Raw genomic sequence first — 16,016 nt, 5'->3', positions numbered from 1 at the left:
GCGGAGCGTGGAGCGAACTGGCATGGACCCTATGGGAGACCAAGCGATGCTGCGGTGCAACGCGGTAAGGCGCCGTTCCGGCTTGTCCCGCCGCCGCGCGGACCCTAGGTGAGGCGCCGAGATATGCCCCCCATGGTTAGAACGGACCGGGCCAGGAAAGATCAGATCCCACGATGAGCGACACACCGAACAGCACCACGCCCGACGATGCCGTGACGGATGCCGGCGCGGCTCCCGATGCCCAGGCCCAGACGCCCGACCTGGCCGCGCAGCTCTCCGAGATGAGGGACAAGTGGCTGCGGGCCGAGGCGGAGATGCAGAACCTTCGCAACCGCCACAAGCGCGAGCTGGAGGATGCGCGGAACTACGCCGTGACGAAGTTCGCGCGCGACGTGGCGGATGCGGCCGAGAACCTGCGCCGTGGCCTGGATGCCCTGCCCGCGGTGGCGGAGGGCGAGGACGGGCCCGTCGCGAAGATGCGCGGCGGCTTCGAGGGGGTGGAGCGCGCCTTCATCGCCATGCTGGAGCGGCATGGGGTGAAGGCCGAGGATCCCACCGGCAAGCCCTTCGACCCCGAGCTGCACCAAGCGATGTCCGAGCAGCCTGCGCCGGAAGGGGTGGAGCCGGGCTCGGTCATCACGGCCTGGACGCCGGCCTGGACGATCAACGGGCGGCTGCTGAAGCCGGCCATGGTGGTGGTGGCCGGGAAGGCGGGCTGAAAACCGCCTTTTAAGACCGCGTACCTAACCTGCGTTGGATTCAGGGTCGGCAGGGTCTTGTCCCGGTGCCTGCCCCTGAATACATCCTGGGCCGACGGGGCGAGCCCCGTCCCCCAACCCCATCCGCGTTGAACAATGGGGCCGCGCACGGTGCCTGATCACGGGCCGTGCCCCGGCCGCCGCGAAGGAGAGTGAACGGATGAGCAAGGTCATTGGTATCGACCTCGGCACGACCAATTCCTGCGTCGCCATCATGGAAGGCGGCGACACCAAGGTGATCGAGAACGCGGAGGGCGCGCGCACCACCCCCTCCATGGTTGCCTTCGCGAAGAACGGCGAGCGTCTCGTCGGCCAGGCCGCGAAGCGCCAGGCGGTCACCAATCCGACCGACACGCTGTATGCCGTGAAGCGCCTGATCGGGCGCCGCTTCGACGATCCGACGGTGCAGAAGGACATCAATCTCGCGCCGTTCCAGATCGTGCGCGGCGACAACGGCGATGCCTGGGTGCAGGCCGGTGGGTCCAAGCAGGCGCCGCAGCAGATCAGCGCCTACATCCTCGGCAAGATGAAGGAGACGGCCGAGGCGTATCTCGGCGACAAGGTGACGCAGGCCGTCATCACCGTCCCGGCCTACTTCAACGACGCCCAGCGGCAGGCGACGAAGGAGGCCGGCCGCATCGCGGGCCTCGAGGTGCTGCGCATCATCAACGAGCCGACGGCGGCCGCGCTCGCCTACGGCCTCGACAAGAAGAACGGCGGCACGATCGCCGTGTACGACCTGGGCGGCGGCACCTTCGACGTGTCCGTGCTCGAGATCGGCGACGGCGTGTTCGAGGTGAAGTCCACCAACGGCGACACCTTCCTCGGCGGCGAGGACTTCGACCAGCGGGTGATCGACTACCTCGCGGACGAGTTCAAGCGCGAGAACGGCATCGACCTGCGCGGCGACAAGCTTGCCCTGCAGCGCCTGAAGGAGGCGGCCGAGAAGGCGAAGATCGAGCTGTCCTCGGCCAAGCAGACCGAGATCAACCTGCCCTTCATCACCGCCGATGCGTCCGGCCCGAAGCACTTGGTGCTGCAGCTGAGCCGCGCGAAGCTGGAGAGCCTGGTCGATGACCTGGTGCAGCGCACGCTCGAGCCCTGCCGCGCCGCGCTGAAGGATGCCGGGCTGAATGCCGGCGAGATCGACGAGGTGATCCTGGTCGGTGGCATGACGCGCATGCCGCGCGTGATCGAGGCGGTGAAGCAGTTCTTCGGCAAGGAGCCGGCCCGCAACGTCAACCCGGACGAGGTCGTCGCCATCGGCGCCGCGATCCAGGGCGCGGTGCTGAAGGGCGAGGTGAAGGACGTCCTGCTGCTCGACGTGACCCCGCTCTCGCTGGGCATCGAGACGCTGGGCGGCGTGTTCACCCGGCTGATCGACCGCAACACCACCATCCCGACCAAGAAGTCCCAGACCTTCTCGACCGCTGACGACAACCAGACGGCCGTGACGATCAAGGTTTTCCAGGGCGAGCGGGAGATGGCGGCGGACAACAAGCTGCTGGGCAACTTCGACCTGCAGGGCATCCCGCCGGCGCCGCGCGGCGTGCCGCAGGTGGAGGTGACCTTCGACATCGACGCGAACGGCATCGTCTCCGTCTCCGCCAAGGATAAGGCGACGGGCAAGGAGCAGCAGATCAAGATCCAGGCCCGCTCCGGCCTGTCGGATGCCGATATCGAGCGCATGGTGAAGGACGCCGAGGCGAATGCCGAGGCCGACAAGCGCCGGCGCGAGGGCGTGGAGGCGAAGAACAACCTCGAGGCGCTCGTCCACTCGACCGACAAGGCCCTGAAGGACAATGGCGACAAGCTCGCCGATGCCGACAGGGGCGAGGTCGAGGCCGCGCTCTCCGCCGCGCGCAGCGCGCTGGAGGGTGACGACGCCGATGCCATGAAGACGGCCGGGGAGCGTCTCTCCGCCGCCGGCATGAAGATCGGCGAGGCGGTGTACAAGGCGCAGTCCGAGGCCGCCCAGCCGGGCGCCGAGGGCGAGGCCAATGGTGGTCCCGGTGCGGGGGCCAGCGGCCCGAGCAACGCCAACCCGAACGGGAAGGTGGTCGACGCCGAGTTCGAGGACGTGGACCCCTCGAAGAAGAAGCAGGGCTGATCGCCCCCTTGCGGTAGAATGAGGCGCCCGGCATCGCGAGAAGCGGGCCGGGCGCTTCTTTTTTGCGGATTCAACCCCTCAGGGCACAGATGCGCCCCGCACGGGAACCAAGATGGCCAAGCGTGATTATTACGAGGTGCTGGGCGTCGCCCGCGACGCGAACGAGGACACGCTGAAGAAGGCGTTCCGCAAGCTCGCCATGCAGCACCACCCCGACCGCAACCCGGGCGACAAGGCGGCGGAAGCGAAGTTCAAGGAATGCAACGAGGCCTATGACGTCCTGAAGGACGCCGAGAAGCGGGCCGCCTATGACCGCTACGGCCATGCCGCCTTTGAGGGCGGTGGCGGGGGGGGCGGCGGCTTCGGTGGCGGCGGCTTCGGCGGCGGCGGGTTCGAGGACATCTTCGAGCAGATGTTCGGCAACCTGAACGCGCGCGGCGGCCGCGGCGGTGGCCAGGCGAGCGGGCGCGGATCCGACCTGCGGACCGAGGTGACGATCACGCTGGAGGAAGCCTTCGCGGGCACCAAGCAGACAATCCGCGTGCCCTCCTCTGTCACCTGCGACAACTGCACCGGCACGGGCGCCGAGGGCGGCAAGGCGCAGACCGAGACCTGCGGCACCTGCAAGGGCGCCGGCAAGGTGCGCGCGCAATCCGGCTTCTTCCTAGTGGAGCGCGCCTGCCCGACCTGCAACGGCCAGGGCCGCATCATCAAGAACCCCTGCAAGGTCTGCCACGGCGCCGGCCGGGTGGAGCGCGACCGCAACCTCAACGTGACCATTCCCGCCGGCGTCGAGGAGGGCACGCGCATCCGCCTTTCCGGCGAGGGCGAGGCCGGGCTGCGCGGGGCGCCGTCCGGTGACCTCTACGTGGATATCGGCGTGAAGCCGCACCCGATCTTCCAGCGGGAGGGGAACAACATCTTCATCCGCGTGCCGCTGCGCATGACGCAGGCGGCGCTGGGTGGGGCGGTGGAAGTTCCGAGCATCGATGGCGGGCGCGCGCGCGTCTCCATTCCCACGGGCACGCAGGCGGGCGACCAGTTCCGGCTGCGGGGCAAGGGCTTCTCGGTGCTGCGTTCCGCCGCGCGCGGGGACATGTATGTGCAGGTCTCCGTCGAGACGCCGCAGAACCTGACCGCGAAGCAGCGCGAGCTGCTGGAGCAGTTCGAAGCGGAGGCAGAGGCGAACAGCCGGACTAGCCCGGAGAGCGAGGGGTTCTTCTCTCGCGTGAAGGAGTTCTGGGAAGGGCTGGGGCGGTAGGCCGAAGGTTGGGGGAGATGAATTCCCCCAAGCCCCCTCTTCTTTTTCGGCTAGTTTTCTGATGCGCGTTTTGGCCGCTGTTCCGCGGCAGCCTTGAAGAAAAAGATGAGGGGTCCGGGGAGAATTCCTTCTCCCCGGCCTTTTTCTATTTCAGCGGCAGTTCCACCGAGGACGCCCGATCGCCACCCCGCAGCACGCCCAGCACCGGCGGCCGCCCGTGGGGCACCTGCACGCAATGATCGGCATCCGCACCCGCCAGCGACAGGCGGATGCGGCTGCCCGCGCGGAAGGTCCAGGCGGTGGGCAGGAGCGGGATGCGGAGGCGGGTGGGTTCGCCCGGGGTGAGCGGGGCGGCGTCGGCGCGGCGGAAGGAGCGGAAGGGCCAGGTGGTGCGGTAGGTGTCCGGCGTTGGGCTTTCCTTGCGGTGCAGGGCGCGGAGAAGGCCTTCGGTGACGTAGCGGACAGTGCCGTCGCCATCGACTTCGGAGAGATAGACGAAGAGGGCGGCGTCGGGCTCGCTGGAGGTGATCCAGAGATCGGCGATGGCATGGCCCTGCAGCTCCTGCGCGGCGGCGAGGACGGCCGAGGTCCAGGAGAGCATGTTGGCCGAACGCTCGGCCCAGTCCGGATAGTAGGTGGTGCTGTTGATGCCGGCGATGCGCTCGTAGCGCGTGCCGTGGCCGGTGCCGGCGGCGAAATCGGCGCGGGTCTCGTCGGTGCCGGGGGCGACGGGCTCGGTGGTGAGGGTGGCGTCGGGGCCGAGATACAGGCGGTCGGTGTCGCGGATCGGGGGCCAGGATTCGGCGGCGCGCCATTCCTCCGCGTGCAGGGCGAAGAAGTGGATGCGGGCTTCCTGGCGCAGGCCGGTGTCGCGGCCCATCAGGTACTCGTCGAGGAAGCGCAGCAGGGCGGCGAGCAGGTCGAAATCGGGGGTGACGTTGTCGCGCCAGGGGGAGACGTTGCAGCGCGCGCCGTGATCCCAGGGGCCGAGCAGGAGATGCACGGGGTTGTCACGTAGGGTGAGCAAGCGGCTGATCGCGCCGTTGGCGTAGCCCGCGCCGTCCATCCAGCCGGAGACGGCCATGACGGCGACGCCGGGGCGGATGCCCGGGCTGACGGAATAGGGGCTGAACGACGCGGAGGAGAAGCCCGCGTCATAGGGGAGCGGGTCCTCGCGGAAGCGGAACTCGCCCATGAAGTCGGGCTGGCGGAAATTGCCGAGGTGTTCGTGGATGGCCTGGGCGAGCAGCGTGCCGTCGGCATCCTCGTCCACGGGGTGGGGGCCGCGCAGGTCGGGGTTGGCGTAATAGACGTAGTTGCGCAGCAGGTCGCGGCGGTCATGGTCCATGGCGACCATCAGCGCGTCGTAGGAGCGGGCGAGTTCCTTCAGCAGGATGCCGCCGGGGTAGTAGTTGTCCATGTAGGTGTCCCACACGGCGAAGAGGGGCGCGATGGCCTTCACCGCCGGGTGGCCGGTGCTGGCGAGGAAGTCGGACGCCGCGCCGGGATAGGAGATGCCGGTGGCGCCGACGCTGCCGTCGGACCAGTCCTGCGCCACGATCCAGTCGGTGATCTCGCGGCTGTCCTCGCGCTCCTTCGGGGAGCGGAAGCTGTCGCGCGTGCCGAAGCTGGCGCCGGTGCCGCGGACATCCACGACCACCACGGCGTAGCCGCGCGGGACGAGGTAGCGGATGAACTTGCCGGCGTTGGGGATGGCGTCGGCGTCGCTGCCCTCGGCCACGGCGAAGCGGCGGTAGTAGGGGGTGAGGATGAGGATGGCGGGGACGCGGTCGGTTGCGCCCTCCGGCAGCCAGGTGTCGATGGCGATGCGGCAGCCGTCGCGCATCGCGAGATACTGCGAGGCGGGCCTGGCGGGGAGGGCGAAGGGCACCTCCCGGCCGGCCGCGTAGAGCGAGGGGGCGGTGCGCCAGGCGGCGCCGCGCCAGTCGCCATCCGCCATGGCTAGCGCTTCGCCTCGATCGCGTCCCAGATGGACTTTTCGAGATGCACGCCGTCGAAGCGCGCCACCTCCTGCAGGCCGGTGGGGGAGGTGACGTTGATCTCGGTGAGGTAGTCGCCGATCACGTCGATGCCGACGAAGATCATGCCCTGGCGCTTCAGCTCCGGGCCGATCGCCGCGCAGATCTCCTTTTCGCGGTCCGTCAGCACCGTCTGCACGGCCTTGCCGCCGACATGCATGTTGGAGCGCGCCTCGCCCTCGGCGGGCACGCGGTTGATGGCGCCCATCGCCTCGCCATCCACGAGGATGATGCGCTTGTCGCCCTGGCGCACGGCGGGGACGTATTTCTGGATGACCAGCGGCTCGCGCGACTTTTCCGTGAACATCTCGATTAGCGAGTTCATGTTGGGGTCGTCAGGGCGCAGGTGGAAGACGCCGGCGCCGCCATTGCCGAAGAGCGGCTTGATGATGATGTCGCCGTGCTTTTCGCGGAAGCGGGCAATGAGGCGGCGGTCGGCCGTGACCAGCGTCTCCGGCATCAGCTCCGGGAAATGGGTGACGAACAGCTTCTCGGGCGCGTTGCGGACGCTGGCGGGGTCGTTCACCACCAGGGTCTTGGGGTGGATGTGCTCGAGGATGTGGGTGGCCGTGATGTAGGCCATGTCGAAAGGCGGGTCCTGGCGCATCAGCACCACATCGGCATCGCGGCCGAGGTCGAGCTCCACCTGCGCGCCGAAGGTGAAGTGGTTGCCCTTCTCGCGCCGCACCTCCACCGGATGGGCCCAGGCCGTGACGCGGCCGCCCTGCAGGGCCAGGTCCCGCACATGGTAGTGCCACAGGGCGTGGCCGCGCGCCTGGGCTTCCAGCATCAGGGCGAAGGTGCTGTCGCCCTCGATCCCGATGCTCTCCATCGGGTCCATCTGCACTGCCACTCGCAGGGTCTTCGCCATGGCCGTCCGTATCCGTGATCGCGTTGCTGGCTTTGGTGGCATTCCTCGCGCCAGCGCGCCAGGGGGGGCGAGCGCGCGGCTGAACCCTGGAGAGGGCGCTGCCCTCTCCAGACCTCTTCCGCCAGGGGCCTGAGGCCCCTGGACCCCCATTTGGCTGCCGCGGATACGATGGGAGCAGGGGCCGCTTACCCCTGATCCTGCCCTGTCCGTCACCTCGGGTCATGCACCCGAGGCGCACCGCCCGCCGGGTGATCTCCACCGCTAGAAGAAGATGATGGTGAGGGGGACGGGGAGAGGAAGAATTCCTTCTTCCTCTCCCCGGGACATCCCGCATCCGCCCGGGCTGGGCTATGCCTTACTTCCATGCAGCCCCTTCCCCGCACCCTCACCGGCAAGACGCAGCTCGCGGGGCTGCTGGGCTGGCCGGTGTCGCATTCGCGCTCGCCGCTGCTGCACGGGACCTGGCTAGCCCGGCACGGGATCGATGGGGCCTATGTGCCACTGCCCGTGCGGCCGGAGCGCTTCGCGGGCGCGGTGCGGGCGCTGGCCGATCTCGGTTTCCGTGGCGCCAACGTGACCATCCCGCACAAGGAGGCGGCGCTGGCAGCCTGCGATCTGGTGGAGGAGGAGGCGCGGCGGATCGGGGCGGTGAACACGCTGGTCTTCCATCCGGACGGACAGATCGAGGGCTGGAATACAGATGGCTGGGGGTTTCTGGAAAGCCTGGCCGAGCAGGCGCCGGGCTTCTCCGTGGCATCCGGGCCGGCGGTGATCCTGGGTGCCGGGGGCGGGGCGCGAGCGGTGGCGCATGCGCTTCTCTCCGCGGGCTGCCCGAGGCTGACGCTGGTAAATCGCAGCCCGGCGCGGGCGGAGGCGCTGGCCGAGGAGCTTTCGGCGCATGGGGGTCGTGTGGCGGTGGCCGAGGCGCCGCCGCTGGAGGCCGCGGCGCTGCTGGTGAACACGACGAGCCAGGGGATGCGCGGGCAGCCGGCACTCGACATCGACCTGGCGCCGCTGCCCGGCCATGCGGTGGTGGCGGATATCGTCTACGTGCCGCTGGAGACGCCGCTGCTGGTGGCGGCGCGGGCGCGTGGGCTGGTGGGCGTGGACGGGCTGGGGATGCTGCTGCACCAGGGGCGGCGGGGGTTCCAGGCCTGGTTCGGGGCGATGCCGGCGGTGGATGCGGAGCTGCGGGCGCTGGTCGCGGCGGATATTCCCTCGTGAAGGTCTGGGGCCTCACCGGCGGCATCGGGATGGGCAAGTCCACCGCGTCCAGCACCTTCCGCCGGTTGCGCGTGCCGGTCTTCGACGCGGATGCCGCCGTGCACCGGTTGCAGGGGCCGGGAGGCGCCGCCGTGCGCCCGATCGAGGCCGCCTTTCCCGGCACTGTACGCGAGACGCCGCGCGGGCGGGCGGTGGACCGCGAGGCGCTGCGCCGCGCCGTGCTGGGCCATGACGCGGCACTGAAGCGGCTGGAGGCGATCGTGCATCCGCTGGTGCGGCGGGAGGAGCGACGGTTCCTGGCCGCCGCGCGCCGCCGGGGCGCGCGGCTGGCGGTGCTGGATGTGCCGCTGCTGTTCGAGACGGGGGGCGAGCGGCGGGTGGATGCTGTGGTGGTGGTGACCGCGCCGCCCGCCATCCAGCGCGCCCGGGTGCTGCAGCGGCGGGGCATGACGGAGGAGCGGCTGCGCGCCATCCTCGCGCGGCAGGTGCCGGATGCGCTACGGCGGCGGCGGGCGGATCACATCGTGCAGACCGGGCTGTCGCGGCACCACGCGCAGCGGGCGGTGCGGCGGCTGGTGGCGGCTTCCGGCATCGAGAGGGATTGCGGATGAGCGAGACCACGCCCGGTGTGCCCGCGCTGCCCACGGGCGCGCCTGCGCTGCCCTCCTTCGCGGAGGCGTTCCGCGTGTGGCTGCGGATCGGGCTGCTCTCCTTTGGCGGGCCGGCGGGGCAGATCGCGCTGCTGCACCGGGAAGTGGTGGATGAGCGCCGCTGGGTTTCCGATGCGCGCTTCCTGCACGCGCTGAACTTCTGCACGCTGCTGCCGGGGCCGGAGGCGCAGCAGCTGGCCACCTATCTCGGCTGGCTGCTGCACGGGGTGCGCGGCGGGGTCGCGGCGGGGGTGCTGTTCGTGCTGCCGGGCATGGCGGTAATGCTCGCCCTGTCCATTCTGTATGCCACGCTGGGCACGGTGCCTCTCGTTGCCGCGCTGTTCTTCGGGCTGCAATGCGCGGTGCTGGTGCTGGTGCTGGAGGCATTGCTGCGCGTCGCCCGGCGCGCGTTGCGGACGCCGGCGGCCTGGGCGGTGGCGGCGGGGGCGCTGGTCGCGCTGCAGGCGTTCGCGATCCCGTTTCCCGTCGTGGTGCTTGTGGCTGCGTTGATCGGCGCGGCGCTACCGAGCGCTTTCCGTGTTGGCGCGCATGGTTCGGTGCAGGAGGGGCCGCCCGCACTTCTGGATGCCGTGCTGGCGGCGGATCCGGGGCGGCCGGCGCGGCAGGCCGCGAAGGCCTGGCGGGCGGGCTGGGTCGCGGTGGGCCTGTGGCTGCTGCCCGTGGTGGCGCTGCTGCTGCTCGAGCGCGGGGTGTTCGCGGACATCGCCCTGTTCTTCTCGAAGATGGCAGTCGTGACAGTGGGCGGGGCCTATGCGGTGCTCGCCTATGTCGCGCAGCAGGCTGTGCAGGGTTACGGCTGGCTGACGCCGGAGCAGATGCTCGTCGGGCTCGGCCTCGCGGAGACGACGCCGGGGCCGCTGATCCTGGTGCTGCAATTCGTGGGCTTTCTGGCCGGCTATGGCCAGGGCGGCGGGCTGCTGGGCGGGGTACTGGCCTCGGTGCTGACGGTGTGGGTGATCTTCGCGCCCTGCTTCGCCTTCATCTTCCTCGGCGCGCCCTATGTGGAGCGGCTGCACGCGCATCGCGTGCTGACCTCGGCGCTGGCGGCGGTGACGGCGGCCGTGGTGGGGGTGATCGCCAATCTGGCGCTGTGGTTCGGGATGCGCGTGCTGTTCGCGGAGACCTGGCGGGCCTCGGCGGGGCCGCTGGCGCTGGACCTGCCGGTGCCGGCGAGCCTGGACCCGCTCGCGCTGCTCCTGGCGGCCATCGCGGCGGCCTGCCTGTTCCTGTTCCGGATCGGGCTGCTGTGGACGCTGGCGGTGACGGCGGCGCTGGGGCTCGTCGCGCGGCTGGTGCCGGGGATGTGGTGAAGGTGTGTGGTGACCGGCCGGCGGTGACCCGCCGCCCCGGATCGCCTATCTTGAGGGCACCATGACGCGCGCCCTTATCCTCGACACCGAGACCACCGGCCTCGACCCCGCCACCGGCGACCGCGTGCTGGAGGTGGCGGCGATCGAGGTGGTGAACCTCATGCCCACCGGCCGGCATTTCCACCGCCTCATCAACCCCGAGCGCGACGTGCCGCCCGAGGCCAGCAAGGTGCACGGCTTCACCGCCTCCATGCTGGCGGACAAGCCGCTGTTTCCCGCCATCCTGCCGGAACTGCTGGAGTTCCTGGGCGACGATCCCGTGATCGCCCACAACGCGCCCTTCGACTTCAACTTCCTCGACCACGAGTTCGACCGCTGCAAGGCGCCGCGCATCTCGCGCACACGGATGATCGATACGCTCGAGATGGCGAAGAAGCGCTTCCCCGGCCTGCCGAACAGCCTGGACGCGCTGTGCCGGCGCTTCGGCATCGACCTCTCCGCCCGCACCACCCACAACGCGCTGCTGGACGTGCAGCTCCTCGGCCAGGTCTATCTGGAGCTGATGGGCGGCAAGCAGCCCGGGCTGGCGCTGGCGACGACCATCGGCGGGGTGCGCGGGGGCGGACGGGCCGAGACCGGGCCGGTGGCGCCGCGGGTGCCGCGGCCGATCACTCCCTCGCCGGAGGAGCTGGAGCGGCATGCGGCCTTCGTGGCGACGTTGAAGGATCCGGTCTGGGCGACGATGGAGGGCGTACCGGGCTGATCCGGACGGCGCTTGTGGCCCCGGGGAGACTTTGCCTCCCCAGCCCCGCGTCGGGTTTTTCGGTGCGCCTGATGATGGGTGGCGGTGCTGCGGGCCATTTTTCCCAGCCGCAAGGGCTGACACGGCCGGCGCCGAGGCTCATCGACCCTCGACGGAAGCTCTAGAAACAGATGGTGGGGTCCGGGGAGCCTCAGGCTCCCCGGTGGAGGGTTCCAGGGAGGCAAAGCCTCCCTGGGGACCATCAGCGCGACCTGTTGAACCCGGGCCGGGTCCCCAGGCCACGTTCCCAGTGGCATAATCGGCTACCAGCCCCATTTGCTGCCGGGCGCGAAGGGCCTGTTCCCGACCAGCAATACGAGAGAGCGGCCATGCACCCCCTGGGGGGAGCCGGCCGGGAGCAGAGGTGTATGGAGCCACAGGACGCGGCGGAAGGGCCGGGGCATCCCTTCCTCGCCGGCGGCGGCGCGCTGGGCGTGTTGATCGCGGCCCATGACTGGTCGGCCACGCCGCTGGGGCCGATCGAGGGCTGGTCCGCCGTGCTGCGCTCCACGGTGGCGCTGATCCTCCGCTCGCCCGTGCCGATCGTCACCCTGTGGGGGGAGGACGGCGTCATGATCTACAATGATGCCTATTCCGGCTTCGCGGGCGGCCGGCATCCGCGGCTGCTCGGCTCGAAGGTGCGCGAGGGCTGGCCCGAGGTCGCCGACTTCAACGACAACGTCATGCGGGTGGGGCTGGCCGGGAACACGCTGGCCTATCAGGACCAGGAGCTGACGCTGCACCGGAGCGGGCGGCCGGAGCAGGTCTGGATGAACCTCGACTACTCGCCGATCCTGGGCGAGGACGGACGGCCCGTGGGGGTGATCGCCATCGTGGTCGAGACCACGGGCAAGGTGCGGGCCGAGGGCGAGCTGCGCGTGGCCGCCGAGGCGCTCGCCGGGTTGAACGCCGAGCTGGAATCGCGGGTCGCCGCGCGCACGGCCGAGCGGGACCGGATGTGGCGCCTCTCCTCCGACATCATGCTGGTGGCGGATTTCGAGGCGCGGATCGTCTCGGTCAACCCGGCCTGGACTGCGCTGCTGGGCTGGAGCCCGGAGGAGTTGATCGGCACGGATTTCATGCGGCTGATCCATCCCGACGACATGGCCGCGACCCTGGCGGAGGTGGGCAAGCTCGGCCAGGGCATCGCCACGATGCGCTTCGAGAACCGCTACCAGTGCAAGGGCGGGGATTACCGCTGGCTGTCCTGGACCGCCGTGCCGGACGAGCGGTTCATCCATGCGGTCGGGCGCGACATCCAGGCGGAGAAGGAGCAGGCCAGGGCGTTGCACCAGGCCGAGGAGGCGCTGCGCCAGGCGCAGAAGATGGAGGCGGTCGGGCAGCTCACGGGCGGGATCGCGCATGACTTCAACAACCTGCTCGCCGGCATCACAGGCAGCCTGGAGCTGCTGCACAGCCGGTTGCGGCAGGGTCGGCTGACGGAGGCGGAGCGCTACGTCACCGCCGCCCAGGGCGCGGCCTCGCGCGCCGCGGCGCTGACGCACCGGCTGCTGGCCTTCGCGCGCCGCCAGACGCTCGACCCGAAGCCGACCGATGTGAACCGGCTGATCCATGGGATGGAGGAGTTGATCCGCCGCACCGTGGGGCCGGCGATCGCAGTGGAGGTGGTCGGGTCCGCGGGCGCGTGGACGGTGCTGGTGGATCCGAACCAGCTCGAGAGCGCGCTGCTGAACCTGTGCATCAACGCGCGGGACGCGATGCCCACGGGCGGGCGCATCACCATCGAGACGGCGAACAAGTGGCTGGACGAGCGCGCAGCCGGTGAGCGTGACCTGCCGCCCGGGCAGTTCCTGTCGCTCTGCGTGAGCGACACCGGCACGGGCATGGCGCCCGAGGTGGCCGCCCGCGCCTTCGACCCCTTTTTCACCACCAAGCCGATCGGCCAGGGTACCGGGCTCGGGCTCTCCATGATCTACGGCTTCGTGCGGCAGTCGGGCGGGCAGGTACGGATCTATTCCGAGCTGGAGCAGGGCACGACCATGTGCCTGTACCTGCCTCGCCATCACGGGGCGGAGGCCCCCGATGCGCCGGAAGCCGCACGGGCCGACGCGCCGCGGGCGGAGCGCGGCGAGACGGTGCTGGTGGTGGATGACGAGCCGGTGGTGCGGATGCTGGTAACGGAGGTGCTGGAAGACCTCGGTTACACCGCGATCGAGGCCGGCGACGGCGCGTCCGCGCTGCGGGTGCTGCGTTCGGACGCGCGGATCGACCTGCTGATCACCGATGTGGGGCTGCCCGGCGGGATGAACGGCCGGCAGGTGGCGGATGCGGCGCGGGTGATGCGGCCGGGGCTGCGCGTGCTGTTCGTCACGGGCTATGCCGAGAACGCGGCGCTCGGGCACGGGCACCTGGAGCCTGGGATGCATGTGCTAACCAAGCCCTTCGCGCTCGACGCGCTGGCCAGCCGGATCGGGCAGCTTCTCACAGGGTCCTAGGGCGCGCTTGTGGCCCGCAGAGGGCTAGCCCCCTGCGCCCCCACCGGGGTCCCCGCGGGGCGCCCGGACCCGGCGATCGGGCTGCCGCGAACCCGCATCAGCTCTTCTGGGTATCCCCTGCCGCCGTCGCCAGGCATTCCACTGCCTCGCGGAGAGAGCGGGCCTCGCACACGCCGCCGCCTCCCTCCCGGAGGGCAGCCATTACCGCGCTGTCCCGTTCGGCGCCCCAGAGGCCCGCGACGAGGGTGGCCTCGGGGAAGCGGCGGCGCAGGCGGCGCATGGTGTAGCGGGCGCTGGCGGCGCCGCTGCCGCCATCGAGGGCGGAGAGCACCACCGCGCGCACGCCCGGGCCATTGGGTGATGACGCAAGGGCGTCCGGGGCGGTGGCGCCGGATTCGGTGGGGCCGCCGCGCAGTGCCTCATTGGGAAGGGCGGCGGCGCCGAAGCCGTGCAGGGTCAGGACCTGGGCCAGCATGGCGGTGGCCTGCTCGTCCAGCCGGCCTCGCCCGGCGACGCAGAGCACGGCGCCCGGGGCCTGCCAGATGGGGGGCAGCGGGGGCAGGGGAACGGGCTCGGCGACGTTGGGATCGGGGTTCTCCACGGGACCGTCGGTGACGAGGGCGGGGATTTCCGCGTCCTCGTGCTCGGAGAGGTCGTCCAGCAGGCCGTCCACGCGGGTGCGCAGCACGCCGAGGCGGGTGCGATCGATCGCGCCGCGCGCGGCATCGCCCTGGGCGAGAAGGAGGCCGGGGAGAGCCACCGTGTCGTAATAGGCGCGCAGCGGCAGGGTGCGGAGCTGGAGCTCGGCCTGTTCGGCCAAGCCGTCGCCATCGCCGGAGAGGGCGCGCTGGTAGAAGGCCTCGGGCGGTTGCAGCGCCGCGCGGTCGCCCAGCAGCACGTCGAGGAATTCCAGCCGGTCCACGTGGCGGCCCATCACCACGAGCCCGACGGTCAGCGGTGTGGCCAGCAGCAGGCCGACCGGGCCCCAGAGCCAGGCCCAGAAGGCGGTAGCGAGGAGGATGGCAACGGGGGAGAGGCCGGTGGAGTGGCCGTAGACCAGGGGTTCGAAGACCTGGCCCATCACCGGCTCCATCACGCCGAAAAGCACGACCACCCAGATCAGCATGGTCCAGCCGGGATCGACGGCGACGGCCAGCAGCACCGGGAAGGCGGCCGCGATGAAGCCGCCGATGAAGGGCACGAAGCGCATCAGCCCGGCGATCACGCCCCAGAGCAGCGGGTTGGGGATGCCGATGATCCACAGGCCGAGGGCGATGATCACGCCGAAACCGGTGTTCAGCGCCGTCTGCGCAAGGAAATAGCGTGAGAGGCGCGAGGCGGCCTCGTTCAGCGCCGCGGTGGTGCGCTGCAGGTCGCGCGAGCCGATCAGCTTGATCAGCCGGTCCCGCAGGTCCTCCCGGTACAGCAGGAGGAAGGCGACGAAGACGATGACGATGCCGGTATGGGCGACCGGGCCGAGCAGGGGGCCGACAACGCGCTGCAGGACGGTGATCACGCCGGGGGTGGGCTCGCGCAGCTCCACAGGCAGGGGGGGCAGGCCTGCGGGGGCGTTCGCGGCGGAAGGGCTTTCCCCGCGGCGGGACAGGTTCTCGCCAAGGTCGTGCAGCAGCTCGGAGGCGCGGCCGATCAGCCCGTGGTCCCCGAACAGCCCGTTCAGCTTGCGGGCGATGGTGAACTGGTAGACCGGCAGCTCGTTGGCCAGATCCGCCAGCTGGCGGCCCACCAGCACGCCCACGCCGGTGAGGAGGCCGACGGCGAGGATCACCCCCAGCAGCTCCGCCGCCACGCGGGGGACATGGATCTTGCGGAAGCCGCGGACCACGGGGGCCAGCACGAAGGCCAGCAGCACCGCCATGGCCAGCGGCACCAGCAGTTCCCGGGTGAAGTAGAGGACGCCCACCAGGGCGATGCCGGCATAAAGGATGCCCGGCCCTCCGGTGGGGACGCCGGCGGCGGGGACGGCGCCGGAGAGGCTGGACCCGGACAGTGCTCCGCCGGTGAGCGTGCTCCGGCTGGGGCGGGGGGCGATCGGGTCGGGCATGGTCTCCGCACGGAATGAGGGCGCGGGGGGAACGCGGGATGTTGCTGTTGGTCACAAAGGTTAAAAGGCGGCAGGCGTGGCGCTGAGGTGGCGGCGCTGGCCGGATGGCCGCACCGACCCTATCTTCCGGCCCAGCCCCCTCCAGCACTGCCGAGGCCCCGATGCGCGACCCCGATTTCACCGGCTACACCCCCAACCGCGTTGCCGGCGTGACGGGCGAGGAGGTGATCCAGGTCACCTCCCGCCACGTGTTCTGCGACGGTGGCGGGGCGGGCGGGCATCCCGGCATCTGGATGCGGATCGAGGGGGAGGAGATCACCTGCCCCTATTGCTCGCGCACCTATCACCTCGAGCCGGGTGCCGGGGACGACAGCCACCATTGAAGGTGAAGGCCGGGGGGGCCGAGGCACTGCCTCGGACGCGATCCCGGGCCCCCTCCTTTTTCTTCGAGT

General features: G+C 70.6%; 12 protein-coding genes. 9 read left to right on the top strand and 3 right to left on the bottom strand.

All coding sequences use genetic code 11. The features are described 5' to 3' along the window. Positions 1-173: 173 nt before the first annotated feature. From ACVBD7_RS18895 to dnaJ, 3 genes are all read left to right on the top strand, one after another. Entirely contained in the window at positions 174-719 is a 546-nt protein-coding gene (locus ACVBD7_RS18895) for a nucleotide exchange factor GrpE (protein WP_458094788.1), read from the top strand. Between the two features lie 199 nt (positions 720-918). Then, positions 919-2,868 carry a molecular chaperone DnaK gene (gene dnaK / locus ACVBD7_RS18890; RefSeq protein ID WP_458094787.1) on the top strand — a complete coding sequence of 650 codons (1,950 nt, stop codon included), beginning with the start codon at positions 919-921 and terminating at the stop codon, positions 2,866-2,868. Positions 2,869-2,980: 112 nt separating this feature from the next. After that, positions 2,981-4,129, top strand: a complete 1,149-nt coding sequence (gene dnaJ, locus ACVBD7_RS18885) for a molecular chaperone DnaJ (protein ID WP_458094786.1) — start codon at positions 2,981-2,983, stop codon at positions 4,127-4,129. Positions 4,130-4,274: 145 nt separating this feature from the next. Here the strand turns inward: dnaJ and ACVBD7_RS18880 are convergent, their stop codons facing one another. Then, on the bottom strand, positions 4,275-6,089 hold the full coding sequence (locus tag ACVBD7_RS18880) for a CocE/NonD family hydrolase (RefSeq protein WP_458094785.1): 1,815 nt from the start codon (positions 6,087-6,089) through the stop codon (positions 4,275-4,277). A 2-nt stretch (positions 6,090-6,091) separates the two neighbouring features. After that, a complete protein-coding gene (gshB, locus tag ACVBD7_RS18875) occupies positions 6,092-7,039 on the bottom strand; it encodes a glutathione synthase (protein ID WP_458094784.1) in 948 nt (315 codons plus the stop codon). Positions 7,040-7,402: 363 nt separating this feature from the next. Between gshB and ACVBD7_RS18870 the strand changes: the two genes are divergently transcribed. From ACVBD7_RS18870 to ACVBD7_RS18850, 5 genes are all read left to right on the top strand, one after another. Continuing rightward, positions 7,403-8,263, top strand: a complete 861-nt coding sequence (locus ACVBD7_RS18870; protein WP_458094783.1) for a shikimate dehydrogenase — start codon at positions 7,403-7,405, stop codon at positions 8,261-8,263. Continuing rightward, positions 8,260-8,874 (top strand): dephospho-CoA kinase, encoded by a 615-nt coding sequence (coaE, locus tag ACVBD7_RS18865; protein WP_458094782.1) that lies wholly within the window; start codon positions 8,260-8,262, stop codon positions 8,872-8,874. Before ACVBD7_RS18870 ends, coaE begins: the two co-directional genes overlap by 4 nt. Then, the gene (chrA, locus tag ACVBD7_RS18860) at positions 8,871-10,244 is read left to right on the top strand and encodes a chromate efflux transporter (RefSeq protein ID WP_458094781.1); all 1,374 of its coding nucleotides are present in this window, start codon (positions 8,871-8,873) and stop codon (positions 10,242-10,244) included. Before coaE ends, chrA begins: the two co-directional genes overlap by 4 nt. A 61-nt stretch (positions 10,245-10,305) precedes the next feature. Continuing rightward, a complete protein-coding gene (gene dnaQ / locus ACVBD7_RS18855; protein WP_458094780.1) occupies positions 10,306-11,007 on the top strand; it encodes a DNA polymerase III subunit epsilon in 702 nt (233 codons plus the stop codon). A gap of 407 nt (positions 11,008-11,414) precedes the next feature. After that, positions 11,415-13,502: a PAS domain S-box protein gene (locus ACVBD7_RS18850; protein WP_458094779.1), complete on the top strand. Its 2,088-nt coding sequence runs from the start codon at positions 11,415-11,417 to the stop codon at positions 13,500-13,502. Between the two features lie 97 nt (positions 13,503-13,599). On the opposite strand, the gene ACVBD7_RS18845 is transcribed toward ACVBD7_RS18850, so the two are convergent. Continuing rightward, the gene (locus tag ACVBD7_RS18845) at positions 13,600-15,564 is read right to left on the bottom strand and encodes an AI-2E family transporter (protein ID WP_458094778.1); all 1,965 of its coding nucleotides are present in this window, start codon (positions 15,562-15,564) and stop codon (positions 13,600-13,602) included. A 161-nt stretch (positions 15,565-15,725) separates the two neighbouring features. On the opposite strand from ACVBD7_RS18845, the gene ACVBD7_RS18840 reads away from it, so the two are divergent. Beyond that, complete coding sequence (locus tag ACVBD7_RS18840; RefSeq protein ID WP_458094777.1) at positions 15,726-15,947, top strand: zinc-finger domain-containing protein; 222 nt, start codon at positions 15,726-15,728, stop codon at positions 15,945-15,947. Positions 15,948-16,016 lie beyond the last annotated feature (69 nt).

It is taken from the genome of Roseomonas sp. WA12, from assembly GCF_054165765.1.
Note: the sequence above shows the minus strand (reverse complement) of the source record. Positions and strands in the feature narration are given on the sequence as shown.

What these genes read in the sequence shown, in the direction of transcription:
- ACVBD7_RS18850 (WP_458094779.1), top strand. Translation starts at nt 11,415, where the DNA reads ATGGAGCCACAGGACGCGGCGGAAGGGCCGGGGCATCCCTTCCTCGCC.
- ACVBD7_RS18840 (WP_458094777.1), top strand. Translation starts at nt 15,726, where the DNA reads ATGCGCGACCCCGATTTCACCGGCTACACCCCCAACCGCGTTGCCGGC.
- dnaK (WP_458094787.1), top strand. Translation starts at nt 919, where the DNA reads ATGAGCAAGGTCATTGGTATCGACCTCGGCACGACCAATTCCTGCGTC.
- ACVBD7_RS18895 (WP_458094788.1), top strand. Translation starts at nt 174, where the DNA reads ATGAGCGACACACCGAACAGCACCACGCCCGACGATGCCGTGACGGAT.
- gshB (WP_458094784.1), bottom strand. Translation starts at nt 7,039, where the DNA reads ATGGCGAAGACCCTGCGAGTGGCAGTGCAGATGGACCCGATGGAGAGC.
- ACVBD7_RS18870 (WP_458094783.1), top strand. Translation starts at nt 7,403, where the DNA reads ATGCAGCCCCTTCCCCGCACCCTCACCGGCAAGACGCAGCTCGCGGGG.
- dnaQ (WP_458094780.1), top strand. Translation starts at nt 10,306, where the DNA reads ATGACGCGCGCCCTTATCCTCGACACCGAGACCACCGGCCTCGACCCC.
- chrA (WP_458094781.1), top strand. Translation starts at nt 8,871, where the DNA reads ATGAGCGAGACCACGCCCGGTGTGCCCGCGCTGCCCACGGGCGCGCCT.
- dnaJ (WP_458094786.1), top strand. Translation starts at nt 2,981, where the DNA reads ATGGCCAAGCGTGATTATTACGAGGTGCTGGGCGTCGCCCGCGACGCG.
- ACVBD7_RS18880 (WP_458094785.1), bottom strand. Translation starts at nt 6,089, where the DNA reads ATGGCGGATGGCGACTGGCGCGGCGCCGCCTGGCGCACCGCCCCCTCG.
- ACVBD7_RS18845 (WP_458094778.1), bottom strand. Translation starts at nt 15,564, where the DNA reads ATGCCCGACCCGATCGCCCCCCGCCCCAGCCGGAGCACGCTCACCGGC.